General features: G+C 64.9%; 10 protein-coding genes. 7 read left to right on the top strand and 3 right to left on the bottom strand.

All coding sequences use genetic code 11. The annotated features are described in order from the left end of the window. Window positions 1-35: 35 nt before the first annotated feature. The gene (locus tag ASE52_RS02505) at window positions 36-1,604 is read right to left on the bottom strand and encodes an EAL domain-containing protein (RefSeq protein WP_057223551.1); all 1,569 of its coding nucleotides are present in this window, start codon (window positions 1,602-1,604) and stop codon (window positions 36-38) included. A 225-nt stretch (window positions 1,605-1,829) separates the two neighbouring features. Here ASE52_RS02505 and ASE52_RS02500 point away from each other — a divergent pair, with 225 nt between their 5' ends. From ASE52_RS02500 to ASE52_RS02490, 3 genes are all read left to right on the top strand, one after another. After that, a complete protein-coding gene (locus ASE52_RS02500) occupies window positions 1,830-2,627 on the top strand; it encodes a lectin (protein WP_057223549.1) in 798 nt (265 codons plus the stop codon). Window positions 2,628-2,636: 9 nt separating this feature from the next. Then, window positions 2,637-3,170 carry an EF-hand domain-containing protein gene (locus ASE52_RS02495; protein ID WP_057223547.1) on the top strand — a complete coding sequence of 178 codons (534 nt, stop codon included), beginning with the start codon at window positions 2,637-2,639 and terminating at the stop codon, window positions 3,168-3,170. Between the two features lie 132 nt (window positions 3,171-3,302). Continuing rightward, the gene (locus ASE52_RS02490; protein WP_057223545.1) at window positions 3,303-4,625 is read left to right on the top strand and encodes a TAXI family TRAP transporter solute-binding subunit; all 1,323 of its coding nucleotides are present in this window, start codon (window positions 3,303-3,305) and stop codon (window positions 4,623-4,625) included. 111 nt (window positions 4,626-4,736) lie between these two features. Here the strand turns inward: ASE52_RS02490 and ASE52_RS02485 are convergent, their stop codons facing one another. Together ASE52_RS02485 and ettA are read right to left on the bottom strand one after the other, a co-directional pair. Continuing rightward, complete coding sequence (locus ASE52_RS02485; protein WP_057223542.1) at window positions 4,737-7,172, bottom strand: DUF1631 family protein; 2,436 nt, start codon at window positions 7,170-7,172, stop codon at window positions 4,737-4,739. A gap of 60 nt (window positions 7,173-7,232) precedes the next feature. After that, a complete protein-coding gene (ettA, locus tag ASE52_RS02480; protein ID WP_010460919.1) occupies window positions 7,233-8,894 on the bottom strand; it encodes an energy-dependent translational throttle protein EttA in 1,662 nt (553 codons plus the stop codon). Between the two features lie 243 nt (window positions 8,895-9,137). Between ettA and ASE52_RS02475 the strand changes: the two genes are divergently transcribed. The 4 genes from ASE52_RS02475 to ASE52_RS02460 all read left to right on the top strand — a co-directional run bounded on the left by ASE52_RS02475 (window position 9,138) and on the right by ASE52_RS02460 (window position 14,792). Next, a complete protein-coding gene (locus ASE52_RS02475; RefSeq protein WP_057225107.1) occupies window positions 9,138-10,973 on the top strand; it encodes a DEAD/DEAH box helicase in 1,836 nt (611 codons plus the stop codon). Window positions 10,974-11,040: 67 nt separating this feature from the next. Beyond that, window positions 11,041-11,625, top strand: a complete 585-nt coding sequence (locus ASE52_RS02470) for a nucleoside-diphosphate sugar epimerase (RefSeq protein ID WP_241776899.1) — start codon at window positions 11,041-11,043, stop codon at window positions 11,623-11,625. Between the two features lie 51 nt (window positions 11,626-11,676). After that, the gene (locus tag ASE52_RS02465; RefSeq protein ID WP_057225104.1) at window positions 11,677-12,786 is read left to right on the top strand and encodes an endonuclease/exonuclease/phosphatase family protein; all 1,110 of its coding nucleotides are present in this window, start codon (window positions 11,677-11,679) and stop codon (window positions 12,784-12,786) included. A 209-nt stretch (window positions 12,787-12,995) separates the two neighbouring features. Further along, window positions 12,996-14,792 (top strand): M14 family metallopeptidase, encoded by a 1,797-nt coding sequence (locus tag ASE52_RS02460; RefSeq protein ID WP_085940287.1) that lies wholly within the window; start codon window positions 12,996-12,998, stop codon window positions 14,790-14,792. Window positions 14,793-14,939: the final 147 nt, after the last annotated feature.

Below are 14,939 nucleotides of genomic sequence, written 5' to 3'. Positions count from 1 at the left end.
AACCTGGCGCAGGTTGGGAGGGGGGTTGGGTGGCGTTACTGCGTGTGGGAGGGCGGTGCCGCGCGCAGCCCCACCAGCAGTTCCTCCAAGGGCATTGCGCGGGCGAACTTCCAGCCCTGGGCCTGGCGCACGCCGCGCGCGATCAGGAAGTCCACCTGGTCCTGCGTCTCCACACCCTCGGCAATCAGCGCCAGTTTGAGCGTGTGGGCCATTTCGATGATGTGGGTGGTAACCGGGCTGATGGCAGCCTGCGCGCCGATGCTGGCGATGAAGATGCGGTCGATCTTGAGGGTGTCGATGTCGATGGACTCCAGCATGGACAGGCTGGAGTAGCCCGTGCCGAAGTCATCCAGCGCAATCGACGCCCCGATCTGCCGCGCCGCCAGCAGCGCGGGACGCGCTGCTTCGATGTCCACCAGCCCCCGCTCGGTGACTTCCAGCATCAGCGCGCCTGCCGGAAACTCCATGGCGCTGAAACGCCGCTGCAGGTATTGCACGGGCCCGTCGGCCACCAGGTCCTGGGGAGAGAGGTTCAGGCTCACATGAAAACCCGGGCGGGCCTTGAGCAGCTCAGGCAGGTCGGCCAGCACCATGTCGATCACGTAGCGCGTGATGGGAGCGATGACCCCGGCCTTCTCGGCTTCGGCAATGAACTCGTCGGGCGGTACCAGGGTGCCATTGCGGCGGCGCCAGCGCAGCAGCGCCTCTGCCCCCACCCATTGGTCCGTTTGCAGATCGACGATGGGCTGGTAGAGGATGAAAAACTCGCGCCGACGCAGGGCTGCCCGCAGCCGCACACGCGGCGACAGCTGCCACCGGGTCAGCACCGCCACGCCCAGTGCAAACAGGGCACTGGCGACCAGGCCCAGCGGCGCAAGGATCAGCGCCTGGGCCCAGAGCCCGCCGTAGGCCTGGGCCTTGGGGGCTGCGGCAATGGCTGCAATGTTGTTGTCTTTCGATGCCCGGAAAACGATGTGGTGGGTGTCGCTTTCGACCTGGCTGCTGGCATGGGGGGTGTACAAAGCCAGCCACTGCGCATCCAGCGGGCCCTTGGACCGTATCAGCGCCTGCGGCGCGCTGATCAGCAACCCCAGCGAGACATCGGCGTGAAGCACCGGCATGTCGATCACGATGCCGGGGTGGATGATCACCGCGTGGCCGTTGCGGGCGTAGATGTTGAAGGGCTGATCAGGCGCAAAAGGCGGGCGGGCGCCAATCCAGCTGGCAATCCCGGTGGCGGTGACCATGTGGTTCCCGGTGAGCGGCACCAGGTCACTGCCCTGGGTGAGCGTGCTGCAGACCAGGGTGCCGTCCATCACCGACCCCATGCCTTGCAGGTAGAACGAGGTGCCCACGAGCTGCTGCATGCGCGTGAGGCTGGCCTGGCTGCAGGGTGGGTGCGGGTCCCGGTCCAGCGCGTTGAGCGCGGCCACCAGCTGCTGGCGCGAGGCCACGCCGCGCCGCAGCACTTCGTCCGCCAACGACGTCAGGTAGGTGATCTGATCGTCCTTGGCTTTGCGATGGGCTACCCACAGCGAGGCCGCAATCGGAATCAGCGCCGCCAGCAGCAGTGGGATGGAGGCAACGACATAGAAGCGTTTCATCGGGCACGGCAGTGGTTGGGAATGACACAGGCAGACACAGTCTTGCCCTGGCGCGGTGCCATCATGCACGAACCGGCGCCGTGGGGCCAACGGGATTTCAACCGATGGCGCGAACTACAACCGAACGCGATGGCTGCAGGCCATCCTATGATGCAGACAGAGGGTGGCGCCCTGCGGCGAGCCCTGCCAGCCCCCCGCCCCTTATCGCAACGAGGAGAGAAAACCATGAAAGACCCGGCCTTTCGGAAACCCGCGTGGCTGCTGTGCCTGCCATTGCTCATGAGCGTCCAGGCAGTGCAGGCGCAGGACCAGGTGGTGGATTTGCAGTCCAGCGGCGGCTATACCTCCTACCGCCTGGCGGACGATGTGACCCAGGTCGATCTGGTGGAGCAGACGCAGGGCGTCTGTCGTTTCAACCGCACCTGGGGCTATGACCTGACCAACCGCGAGCTGTGGACCAACGGCGGCTGCGGCGGGCGCTTCAAGGTCACGCGCAGCTACGCCCCCGGCAACAACAGTGGCTCCAACGCTGGAGCGGCTGTGGCAGCAGTGGCAGCCATCGCGGGGATTGCCCTGCTGGCCAACCACAACCGGCACGACAACGACCGGCGCCCCGAGTACCCGGATTACCCCCATCAGGGTGGCGACTGGGGCCGCGAGATCCGTGCGGGAGGCGGCCTGTGCCTGGATGTACGCGGCGGCAAGTTCCAGCCCGGCACGACGCTGCAAGTGTATGAATGCAACGGCACGGCGTCTCAACGGTTTGCCGTGGGGCGCGGCGGTGAGATCCGGGTGCGCGACCTGTGCGTGGACGTAGACCGGGGCGACCCGCGCGATGGCGCGCGGGTGGTGCTGTGGTCCTGCTCGGGCTCGCGCAGCCAGAGCTGGAGCACCCGGGGCGGGCAGATCGTGAGCCAGCTCACCGGCAAATGCCTGGATGTGGAGGCCGGCCAAGTTCGCCCGGGCGCACACACCATGGTCTGGCCCTGCAACCGCAGCCCCAGCCAGCGCTGGTGGTGGTAAGGGGGTCCAATGATGATCAAGACAATGACCCAGCATGCTCTGCGCGCCATGCACCTGCTTTGCGGCGCTGCCGTGGCAGGCGCCTTCACCCTGGGGCTCACCACAGCCGCCCAGGCGGCAGACGCTCCAGTGTCCTCGCCCACATCTCCACCCAAAGCCGCGACTGCAGCCAGCCAGAAACCGGCACGCCCCTCGCGCACCGACCGGCTCCAGGCGATCTGCTCGTCTGCCGACCTGAACCACGATGGAAGTGTGTCGTTGGAAGAGTTTCATCAGGACATCGTGCAAAGCTGGCACAGCCTCTCGCCCGATGCGACTGGCTATGTCCAGCTCGCCGACCTGGCCCAGGTGCCACGCATGGGCAAAGGTCGCCTGAGGCGGCTTGCCGCCATTGACAAGGACGGCGATGGCAAGCTGTCGTTCAAGGAGGTGGTGGGGACCCGCATGGCCTATTTTGAGGCGGCAGATGCGGACCAGAACGATCAGCTCTCCCTACAGGAATGCGTGGCCTACGAGCGCCAGCGGCGCAGCAGCAAGCCATAGGCCGGGAGCCATTTTTTCGTTCCTGGCCGCATTGGCCAGAAACGCACACCACCACAGCATGAGCAAACACACTGGTCTCGGCGCGGTCGCCGAGGCCCGGGTTTGCTCCATCCCATGTTCAATACCCGTCCCATGTCCCAGGCTTTCCGCAACACACTGCTTTCTCTGCGCGATCTGATCGTGTCAGCCGGTCCTCTCGCATTTCTGGCAGTGGGTTTGCTGGTGCTGGCTTACTGGTGGCTCAACCCCAATCCGCCAAAAACCGTGACACTGGCCACGGGCCCGGCGCAAAGCGCCTACGAGGAATTTGGCAAGCGGTACCAGAAAGCGCTGGCCGTGGACGGCATCGAAGTGCGGCTACTGCCCAGCGATGGCTCTTCGCACAATCTCCAGTTACTGCGGGAAGGCAAGGCCGATGTGGCGTTTGTGCAGGGAGGCACAGCCGAATTGCAGCCCGATGACGCCGACCAGCTGGTATCCCTGGGCAGCCTCTTTGTAGAACCCGTGTGGCTGTTTTACCGCACAGATTCCGCCGAACGTGCGTACAACACACCGCGCATCGACAGCCTGCGGCAGCTGCGTGGCTGGCGGGTCAATGTAGGCTCGGACGGCAGTGGCGTGCCCAAATTGATGGAGCGCCTGCTCGACGCCAACAAGGTGTCGCCAGGCTCCGTGCAGATGTTCCGGCTGGAGCAAACGCCCGCCACCGTGGATTTTCTGGCAGGCAAGCTCGATGCGCTGGTGTTTGCATCGGCCCCGGAGTCGCTGATGGTGCAGATGCTGCTGCAGACACCCGGCGTGCAGTTGCTGGACTTTGCCCAGCACGAGGCCTATGCACGGCGCTTTCCGTTCCTGACGCCCGTCACGCTGCCTCGCGGCGTGGTGGATCTGGCCACCAACGTGCCTGCACGGGATGTGCGGCTGGTGGCATCCACCACCTCGCTGCTGGCACGCGATGCCACACATCCGGCCCTGCTTACGCTGTTTGCGCAAAACGCGCAGAAGCTGCATGGCGGATCGGGTTGGTTCAACCGGGCCCGGGAGTTCCCCAACTCACGCAACAGCGAGCTGCCAATGGCCAAGGAAGGCGACCGGGCCATGAACGAGCCGGTGCCGATGCTGCAGCGCTACCTGCCGTTCTGGATGGCAAACCTGATCGAGCGCATGTGGCTGGTGCTGGGCATCCTGCTGGCGATCATGCTGCCACTGTCGCGCGTCGTGCCACCGCTGTACCAGTTCAGGGTGCGATCACGCGTTTTCCGCTGGTATGGCCGGCTTCGTGAGATTGAAAACGACATGGAGGCTGGCAAGGCAGATTCCGCAGAACTGCTCAAGGCCCTCAATGCACTGGAGGCACAGGCCGAAAAGGTGAGCGTACCGTTGTCCTACGCCGACGAGCTGTACGCGCTGCGCAATCACATCCACCTGGTCCGCAAAAAGTTGCTCCGCAGCTGAGTGCACCTGGGCGCACCAAGGTGCATCGGTGGATTGAGCGCCTCTTTTCTACGGGACAGCAGGTGGGGCGAACCGTCAACGTGATTTCGGAACGCCTGGAGGGCGCCCGCACTAGCGGGTCTTGGAAGACTTGGAGCCCAGCGAGGCCACTTTGGAGGAAGGAGCGCCGCTGGCCCCCTTCCGGGATGATCCTGCTGCAACAGCGTCCAGAACACGGGCTGTCGTGGGCACAGCCGGAACCACCCGCAAGGAGCCATCCGCAGCCAGCTTATCTCGCATGCGCCGGGTCATGGACTGCGTGCTTGCATCGGGTGCGGTGAAAAGGAACAACGTGCCGTGCGGGCTTGCCCAGGTGAGTTGCGTGCGCACGACCCTGCCATTGGTGACCAGCTCGACCCACGCGCCAATCACAAAATCAGCATAGGGATCAGGTGCATCCACCGGCACCTGGGCGCTGTCTTCAGGGGCAGCGGCAGAAGATGGTGCTTCTGCAGGTGCGGCTTCGACCACCACCTCGGGCTCTGGCTGTGGCACCGGCACTGGCGCGGGGGCAGGCTTTTCAAAGGCCGACTGGTGCAATCCCACCAGCCGCTGCAGAAACGCGCTGGTTTGAACTGCGGGGTAGTTGATGGTCTTGAGCCCCTTGCGCAGCTTGGCCAGCAGGCCGGGGATGGCCTCGTTCAGGCGATCTGGCTCCTGGCGGGTCAGGTCGGGTTGTGAGCTCCACAGCAGCACCGGCACCAGCGCCAGGTAACCCCCGGGATCTTCGTCCTGGCCATCGCCCCCCTTCAACACCTGCGCCAAAGCGATCACGTCGGCCCAGGGGCCGGCAGCAAAATCGAGCACGTCGGCAGGGACGTTCTCCAGGTCTGGCAACCTGCGGATGTCTGCCGCCGTTTTTTCGGCCAGCATTTCCCGCTGCTCCGCCTGCAACAGGGCTTTTTGCTGCGCCTCCTGATGGGCTTTGATCTTCTGTTCCTGGGTCTCCCAGGCAGACTGCAGGGCCTTGAGTACGGTATCGAAAGGCCCTGCATCCTTGATTTCGTTGGCGGTCAGGTGATCCACCGCCCCTTGGACCAGTCGCATGAAGCGGCTGAACCCTGGTGTGGACTCGGCAGTGAAGGCCAGGCTGCGCTGCGTCAGTTCGTCGAGCAAACGGCGTGCAGGATGAGATCCATCGGTGAAAAACCGCCCGTCGTGTGACACCAGTTGCTTGAGCGCGGGCTCAAGGCTTTTCACGGCCTGCTGCACGGGCGGCAACAGGCGGGCATCCTGGGCAATGTTCTGCATCATGCGGCCGACCACTTCCATGGCCATCGCCGGTGACTGGGTGGCCGCATCCATCGGCATTGCGGCGTAAACCACGGGGGCCACGCCCGGTCCCCGCCACCCCGTCAAAGGTGCCGACAGCGAAGCCGCCTGGCTGCCACTGGCCAGCCTGCCCACCAGGCGTTCGAGCTGGGCCATGTCCTCGATGGCTTCTGCAGCAGCCCCCGCAGGAAGATAGCCACCATGGGCCGCCACTTGCGCGCCGCCGCCCACGCCAGCGGGAGCCACCCAGACGGGCTGCAGCGCTACCGGCTGTGATGGCATGGCACCATATGCACGCGGGTCAAAGGGATCGCCGCCTGCCAACATCTGGCGCAGAATTCCCACTGTCAGCAGTGCCTCTTCTGCAGCCGCCCCAGGCCCCATCTGCGATTGCATGGAGTCGCCGCTCCAGCCTGTCGACGGGCCGACGCCCCGACCGTACCCGGTGGTGCCATAGTCACCCATTGGCGTAGCCATGGAGTTGCCATAGCCTGAGTAGCCGCCACCATAGCCGGTGCCCATCCCGGTATTCGGGCCGGCGCCGCCATAGCCGCCGCCTCGGCCGGAATTGCCAGCGGGAGTTCCCAGCACGGCGTAACCCACGGGTTGCACCCCGTGTTCGCGCAGGCTCGCCGCCGTCTTCTTGTATTCATCCACCAGCAGCTTGCCCAAAAGGTCACGCATGTGCTGCATCCACAGCTGGCGCACTTCCGGCGACACACCGGTATCGCCGACAACCTGCTGAAGGGCGCGGATATAGCTTTCGGGACGCAGTGGATTGCGCTCGGGCTGCACACTGCGCAGCCCCTGCGCGGAACTCACCAGGGTATTGAGTTCTGCGAGCACTGCATCGGTGGCATGCAGCGCCGACTGCTGCGCCTTGGAGAGCTCCACCTGCGCCTGCATCTCGTTCTCATCCATGAGCGAGAGCTCGCCAAAGTCCATGCCAGTGTCTTCGGCCGAACTGCGGCCTTTGGCCGTAGACGGACCTTCGGCAAAGATCTCCAGCAGCGCCATGGGATAGCCCTTGACCAACGCCGCTTCGTGCTGGTTCAGAAACCTCAGGCTGTCGCTGACCAGATTGCGCTGCTGGATATTGCGGACGACAGACTCCTCGCCGGTCAAGGCCCCTTGAGTAACCTTGACCAGCTCCTGCATCAACGCCTCGCCCCCACGCACGGCGTTGACGACACAGGCGCGAAAAACAGTTCTCGAACGAGAAGCGGACTGGGACATGGTGGGGAGGAATCGATCGGACGACAGGTTTCCAGATGCAATGCTACTTGACCTGACGCCTTATTTGAGGGCTTTGAACCTCATTCGCTTGGGTTTTGCACCCTCTTCACCCAGTCGCTTCTTCTTGTCAGCCTCGTACTCCTGGTAATTGCCGTCAAAGAACGTCCACTGGCTGTCACCTTCGGCGGCCAGGATGTGTGTGGCGATCCGGTCCAGGAACCAGCGATCGTGGCTGATTACCAACATGGTGCCGGCAAATTCCAACAACGCATCTTCCAGAGCCCGCAGAGTTTCCACGTCCAGATCGTTGGAGGGTTCATCCAGCATCAGCACGTTACCGCCGGCAATCAGGGTCTTGGCCAAGTGCAGGCGACCGCGCTCCCCCCCGGAGAGCATGCCGACCTTCTTTTGCTGATCGCCGCCATTGAAGTTGAACCGTCCGCAATAGGCGCGGCTCGCCATCTGGAACTTGCCGACGTTGAGGATATCGAGTCCGCCGGACACGTCTTCCCACACTGTCTTGTCGTTGGACAGGTCATCACGGTGCTGGTCCACGAAGGCCATCTTGACGGTGGAGCCAATGACGACCTCACCCGAATCCGGCTTTTCCTTGCCGGCGATCAGCTTGAACAGCGTGGACTTACCGGCGCCGTTGGGCCCGATGATGCCAACGATGGCGCCTGCAGGGATGTTGAAGCTCAAGTTGTCGATCAACACACGGTCGCCAAAAGATTTGGTGACGTTCTTGAACTCGATCACCTGGCTGCCCAAGCGGTCCGCCACAGGGATGAAGATTTCGTTGGTTTCGTTGCGCTTCTGGTATTCGTAGTCGCTCAATTCCTCAAAGCGGGCCAGACGGGCCTTGCTCTTGGCCTGGCGGGCCTTGGGGTTCTGGCGCGACCACTCCAGCTCCTTCTTCAGGGCCTTGGCGCGGGCTTCTTCACCCTTTTGTTCGGCTTCCAGACGGGCGCCCTTCTGGGTCAACCAGTCGGAGTAATTGCCCTTGTATGGGATGCCGGAGCCCCGGTCCAGTTCCAGAATCCACTCTGCGGCGTTGTCGAGAAAGTAACGATCGTGGGTGATGGCCACCACGGTGCCCGAGTAGCGCTGCAGGAACTGTTCCAGCCAGTCTACCGATTCGGCATCCAAGTGGTTGGTTGGCTCGTCGAGCAGCAGCATGTCAGGCTTGGACAGCAGCAGTCGGCACAGGGCCACGCGGCGCTTTTCACCACCAGAGAGCACGCCAATGTTGGCGTCCCACGGAGGCAGGCGCAGCGCGTCGGCAGCAATTTCAAGCTGGTGTTCCGAGTCGGTACCGGCGGTGGCAATGATGGCTTCCAGCTCGGCCTGTTCGGCGGCCAGCGCGTCGAAGTCGGCATCTTCGGCGCCGTAGGCGGTATAGACCTCTTCCAGACGGGCCTTGGCGGCAAATAGCTTGCCCATGCCCGCTTCCACGCTCTCGCGCACAGTTTGCGTGGGGTCGAGCTGGGGTTCCTGGGGCAGGTAACCGATGTTCAGGCCCGCCATGGGGATGGCTTCGCCTTCGATTTCCTTGTCAAGGCCCGCCATGATCTTCAGGAGGGTGGACTTGCCCGAACCGTTGGTACCCAACACGCCAATCTTGGCACCTGGGAAAAAGCTCAGGGAAATGTCTTTCAAAATCTGCCGCTTAGGGGGCACGATCTTGCCGACGCGATTCATGGAAAAAACGTATTGGGCCATTGAGTGTCAAACCTGCAAAAGTGAGCAGAAATTCTGCGTGCAAACCGAGATTATCGGGCCATGCGACAATACCCACCGTAGCGGGCTCCAGTTGCCTGCCACATCAGCACACTGCTGGGGACGAAGGAAGCATCAGCTTCCAGGCTCCCACCCTTGAACCTCGTCGGCTTGAGACTGGCTCGGCAACCCCCCGGTTGTACGACAGGCCGATACCCAGCGCCCCGGATGGGCGCATTCAACGACATGACATTTGACGAACTGAACCTGGCTCCTGCCATCCTGAAGGCCGTGCACGAAACGGGCTACGAAACCCCCACGCCCATTCAGGCCCAGGCCATCCCCGCCGTGCTCGCAGGCCACGACCTGCTGGCCGGCGCGCAGACTGGCACCGGCAAGACCGCCGCGTTCACCCTGCCCCTGCTGCACCGCCTTTCGCAAAGCGCTGCGCCCAAGAACAAGTTCGGCGGAAAGGGCATCCGTGCCCTGGTGCTGACGCCCACCCGCGAGCTCGCCGCCCAGGTGGAAGAGTCCGTGCGCGAATACGGCAAGTACCTCGACATCAACTCTACCGTCGTCTTCGGCGGCGTGGGCATGAACCCGCAGATCGACCGCATCAAGCGAGGCGTGGACATCCTGGTGGCCACCCCCGGCCGCCTGCTGGACCTGCAGCAACAGGGCTTCCTGGACCTGTCGACCGTGCAGGTGCTGGTGCTCGACGAAGCCGACCGCATGCTGGACATGGGCTTCATCCACGACGTGAAGAAGGTGCTGGCCCTGGTGCCCCGCGAAAAGCAGAGCCTGCTGTTCTCGGCCACCTTCAGCGACGAGATCCGCGACCTTGCCAACACGCTGCTCAAGAACCCCCAGAGCATCCAGGTCACGCCCAGCAACACCACGGTGCAGCGCATCACCCAGGTGATCCACCCCGTGGGCCGCGGCAAGAAAAAGCAGGTGCTGCTGCACATCATCCAGCAGCACAACTGGAGCCAAGTGCTGGTGTTCACCCGCACCAAGTTCGGCGCCAACAACGTGGCCGAGTTCCTGACCAAGAACGGCGTGAACGCCATGGCGCTGCACGGCAACAAGAGCCAGAGCGCCCGCACGCAAGCCCTGGCCGGCTTCAAGAGCGGTGACATCCGCGCCCTGGTGGCCACCGACATCGCGGCACGCGGCATCGACATCGACGAGCTGCCACACGTCGTCAACTACGAAATCCCGAACGTCTCGGAAGACTACGTCCACCGCATCGGCCGCACCGGCCGTGCCGGCAACAGCGGTGAAGCCGTGAGCCTGGTCTGCATGGACGAAGAAGGCTTCATGATGGACATCGAGCGCTTCACCAAGCAGCAGATCCCCGTCCAGATCATCGAAGGCTTCGGCCCCGACGCCGGTGAGAAGGCCGAGCCCATCGCCATGGGCCGCCAGACCATCTGGGGCGGCGCAGGCAAGCCCCCGAGCCGCGACGTGATGCAGGCTGCCGCCAAGGCCGCCCGCAGCGAAATGATGGAACGCATCCGCACCAACAAGGCCGGCCAGGGTGCTGGCGGAGGTGGTGGCGGTGATCGCGGCCCCCGCCCTGCCGGCGGTGGCAATGGTGGTGGTGGCCGTGGCGGCCGCGCTGGCGGCGGTGCCGCAGCCGGCGGCGGTGGTGGTGCCAATGGTCCGCGTGGCGGCCGTGCGGGTGGCGGCGGCCAGGGCGGCGGCGCACGCGCTGGCGGCCAGGCTCCTGCACGCGGCCGTTCCGGCGGCGGTGGCAACGGTGGCGGTGGCGGCTATGAAGGCGGCAACCGCTACGATGATTCGCAACCCCCACGCGCCAATGCCCACCTGGGCACGCACATGGGCCATGCAAACCCGGGCCACCGCAACTCCGGCCATGCCGCCGGTGGCGCTGGCGGCCAACCCGACCCGATGCGCACGAGCGTGGACAGCATGGGCGGCGGCGGTCGCCGTGGCGGTGGTTATCGTGGTGGCAACGGTGGAGGTGGCGGCTATGGCGGAGGCGGCACGGGTGGTTCTGGTGGCAGGGGCAACGGGTCTCGTGGGCCGGGCGGTTCTCGCGGCTCTTTTGGCCGCTGATCCGTCAGCATCCGAAAGCACAATCAACGTAAGCGCAGCGCCCTGCAACGAGGCGCTGCCGCCTGAGGTGCATGCACTGCATGCCCTGGGTCGGCGCACGCCGGATATCCAACACCCACGGCTGCACCTGCACGCCGTGGACTTTGCAGCACTGGCGGCCAAGCCCGCCCTGCGTGGCCTGCCGCATGTGGACGACGTGTACATCACGCTCGGCACCACCATTGCAGCGGCCGGCAGCCAGCAGACCTTTCGCGCCGTGGACCAGGATGCGGTGATCGCCACCGCGCGCACGGCTCTGGCGGCTGGTGCCTCCCGCTGCGGCGTGGTGACCGCCATGGGCGCCGACGCCCGCTCCCGCATCTTCTACAACCGCGTCAAGGGCGAGGTCGAGCAGGCGCTCCAAAGCCTGGGCTTCACCACGCTGGTGATCGCACGCCCCTCCCTCCTACTGGGCGAACGCCAAGCCCTGGGCCAGGCCGCGCGCCCCGCAGAGTCCTTGTCCATCAAGGCCTTCAAGCTGCTGGACCCACTGATCCCTGCCAACTACCGTGCCCGCCCGGGTGTCGATGTGGCCCGAGCCCTGGTCCATGCTGTACAGACACGCCCGGCCGGGCTGCACGTGCTATCAGGCAGCGCACTGCAGGCCTTCTGATTTGCAGCCTGGCCCCGGGCTGCAGCAGCTCCTTGTGCGATGCTGTGGCCCATGCGCCCCAACGACCTACCCCAGCCCCTGGCCACTCTGATGGTGGCCACCTGCAATGTGCTCAACCTGGCCAATCCCGGCCGCCTGTTCTACGAGAATCAGGACCTCTACAGCCAGACAGAGTTTGATCGCAAGCTCACTTGGCTGGGCGACCGGTTTCGCATGCTCAATGCCGATGTGCTGGCCGTACAGGAGGTGTGGGACGACGCCGCCTTCAAGGGCGCCCTCAGCCGCAGCGGCCTGCGCTATGACTTCGTGGAGGTTCCCGGGGCGGAGAACGATGCCACGCATGGCGGTGCACAGGGTACCCCCCGCGTGGGCATCGCCACACGGCTCAAAGTGGATGCCTTGCAATCGTTTGCGGAGTTTCCACCGGGCTTCCAGGTGGACGTTCCAGGCCTGGGCCTGCATACGCGCTTCGAACGGCCGCCACTGGTTGCCACCTTGCGCATGAAGCATGGACAGTGCCTGAATGTGCTGACGACCCACCTCAAATCCAAGCGACCCAAGTTTCTGCAGGATGCGCAGGGCAACCCGGCCGAAGACCGGGACGACCGCAAGGTCATGGCACTGGCATCGCTGCGCTCCCTGATCATGCGGGGCGCCGAGGCCATGGCACTGCGCTGCCTGGTCATTGACCTGCTGCACCGCACCAGCGTGCCGCTCGTGGTCATGGGCGACTTCAATGACACGCCCGACAGCGTCACCACTCAGCTCATCTGCGCCACCAATGAGATTGCCTATGACCGCTCGGCACGCGATGTGGCGCTGTTCAATGCCTACGATCTGCAGGGCGATGCGGCACTGAAGAAGGACGTGGCGTACTCACACATCCACCAGGGCTCGCCCAGCGTGCTCGACCAGATACTGGTGAGCGAGGAGTTCGTGCACAACGGCAGGAACAGCGTGGGCGATGTGAGGCGCGTGGACTATTTCAACGACCACCTCCACGAAGGGCGTGATCGCTCCCGCTCGGACCACGGCTTCGTGCGCGCACTGCTGCGCTTGAAGATGGCGCCGCAGACGAATCCCTTGCCCACGCCGCCCACCCCCGCCACGGCGGCTGCGACCCAGCCCACCAGCCCACTCCCTCCTGCCCCAAAATTGTGACGCTGTAGAGGGTTTTGGCTCCTTCATCATGGGTTTGCAACGGGATGTACGCTGACACGGCATGGCATTGACGGGCAGGTAACATCCACGTAACAAAGCCGTCCCACCAGGGCCCAATGGCAAAGATCACCATGAACATGCACTCCACCCGCCACAGCGCCTCACCAGAAGCCTCTTCGGCCCAGCCCCCACACGCCCACCGGCTGCGGATGCCGTGGAAGGCATCTGCACTGCTGGCAGCCGCGTTGCTGACGGCGTGCTCCAGCACTCCGCTGCCCCCATGGCCATCCACGCCCGCAACACGAACGAGCGCGCCGGCCCCGTTGCCCCGCGTACAACCAGGTACGGTAGTGCCCGCGCCCTTGGGCCAGGCACCCCAGGCTCAGGCGCAGCGCCAGGGTGCGGTAGCCAGCCCCTTGCCGCCGCCCGCCCCGCTGGTGGTGCAAAACGAAGGCCCCATGGCGCCCCCCTATGGCGCGGCGGTGGCGGCTCGGTTCCCCGATCCACCCATGGCATACAGCACGCCCGGCCTGGGGCCGGACCGCAGGGCCTTCACCACCAATGCCGAACTCGGCCAATGGCTGCATGCGCTGGCCGACCCTGCGCCCCGCAGCTCCACGCGCACGAAGCTGCTCAACTTAGGCACGTCGCAACGCGGAGAACCCATTCTGGGCCTGCTGGTCACCCGCGCCACGGGCACCGAGCCCGCCAACCTGGACACAAGCGGTCGGCCCACGGTGGTCATGATCGGCCAGCAGCACGGAGACGAGCCCGCAGGCAGCGAGGCGCTGCTGGTGATCAGCCGCGAACTGACGCAGGGCCTGCTTGAACCTTTGTTGGACAGGATCAACGTGGTGGTGGTGCCCCGTGCCAACCCCGATGGTGCGGCCGTGGGCACCCGGGTCACAGCGAATGGCGTGGACATGAACCGCGACCACCTGCTGCTGAACACCCCCGAGGCCCGTGCGCTGGCCAAGGTGGTGAACGACTACCGCCCTATCCTGGTGGTGGATGCCCATGAGTACACGGTGGTGGGCCGCTACCTGCAAAAATTCAACGCCATCCAGCGCTACGACGCACTGCTGCAGTACACCACCACGGCCAACTACCCCGAGTTTTTGACCAAGGCTTCGCAGGAGTGGTACCACCAGCCCATGGTCGCGGCACTCAAGACCCAGGGACTGACAAGCGATTGGTACTACACCACCTCCACCCTTCCAGACGACAAGCGCGTCTCCATGGGCGGCACGCAGCCCGACACCGGCCGCAACGTGAATGGCCTGAAAAACACCGTGAGCCTGTTGATCGAGACACGTGGCGTGGGCATCGGGCGCATGCACATCCAGCGACGCGTGCACTCGCAGGTCACGGCCATCACCAGCGCCTTGCGCAGCACCGCCGAGCGGGCGGCCAACCTGGAGCAGGTTCGTTCGTTTGTGGCGCGCGACGTGAGCGCCCAGGCTTGCCGCGACCAGGTGGTGGTCGAGGCCGCCGCCACGCCCACCCAGCGCGAACTGGATTTCCTCGACCCAGAGACAGGCGCAGACCGCCTGATCCGCGTGGACTGGAACTCATCCCTCACCTTGCGCCCGACAAAAACCCGTGCCCGGCCGTGTGGCTACTGGCTGTCGGCCAGCTCTACCGCCGCCGTCGAGCGTCTGAGGCTGCTGGGCCTGCAGGTGATGCGCGTGGCCGAGCCAGGGTCTGCGCTGGCCGACATCTACCGCGAAACGGGCCGGGATTCCGGTGACCGGCAGGACGTGATCGGCACCATCGCAGGCGGTACGGGCATCGTGCGCGTGCAGGTGTCGCCCGTACGCAGCGCCATCGACGTGCCAGCCGGCAGCTTCTACGTGCCCCTGAACCAGCCCCGCGCCAACCTGGCCGTGGCCGCGCTCGAACCCGACACGCAGAACAGCTACTTCGCCAACCACCTGATCGATGAGCTGGCGAATACCGCACGTGTCATGGCGCCCCCAGCCCTGGTATTTGAAGATACCAATTAGGACTAGCGGGAGGCTTTCTGAAACTTCACGCAGGCGGCCCAACCGATGGCTCGACGTGCTGATGCGGCGCCCCGCCGTGCAACGCGGGCTGGAGGTAGCCAAAGACTTGCGCACGCCCCTGACCGACGAACCACGCAAGGTGTTGCG

Source organism: Acidovorax sp. Root275, from assembly GCF_001428965.1.
Lineage (GTDB): Bacteria > Pseudomonadota > Gammaproteobacteria > Burkholderiales > Burkholderiaceae_C > Acidovorax > Acidovorax radicis.
Note: the sequence above shows the minus strand (reverse complement) of the source record. Positions and strands in the feature narration are given on the sequence as shown.

Excerpts from the sequence above, each read along its gene's own strand:
- ASE52_RS02505 (WP_057223551.1), bottom strand. The coding sequence starts at position 1,604 with ATGAAACGCTTCTATGTCGTTGCCTCCATCCCACTGCTGCTGGCGGCG.
- ASE52_RS02500 (WP_057223549.1), top strand. The coding sequence starts at position 1,830 with ATGAAAGACCCGGCCTTTCGGAAACCCGCGTGGCTGCTGTGCCTGCCA.
- ASE52_RS02495 (WP_057223547.1), top strand. The coding sequence starts at position 2,637 with ATGATGATCAAGACAATGACCCAGCATGCTCTGCGCGCCATGCACCTG.
- ASE52_RS02490 (WP_057223545.1), top strand. The coding sequence starts at position 3,303 with ATGTCCCAGGCTTTCCGCAACACACTGCTTTCTCTGCGCGATCTGATC.
- ASE52_RS02485 (WP_057223542.1), bottom strand. The coding sequence starts at position 7,172 with ATGTCCCAGTCCGCTTCTCGTTCGAGAACTGTTTTTCGCGCCTGTGTC.
- ettA (WP_010460919.1), bottom strand. The coding sequence starts at position 8,894 with ATGGCCCAATACGTTTTTTCCATGAATCGCGTCGGCAAGATCGTGCCC.
- ASE52_RS02475 (WP_057225107.1), top strand. The coding sequence starts at position 9,138 with ATGACATTTGACGAACTGAACCTGGCTCCTGCCATCCTGAAGGCCGTG.
- ASE52_RS02465 (WP_057225104.1), top strand. The coding sequence starts at position 11,677 with ATGCGCCCCAACGACCTACCCCAGCCCCTGGCCACTCTGATGGTGGCC.
- ASE52_RS02460 (WP_085940287.1), top strand. The coding sequence starts at position 12,996 with ATGCCGTGGAAGGCATCTGCACTGCTGGCAGCCGCGTTGCTGACGGCG.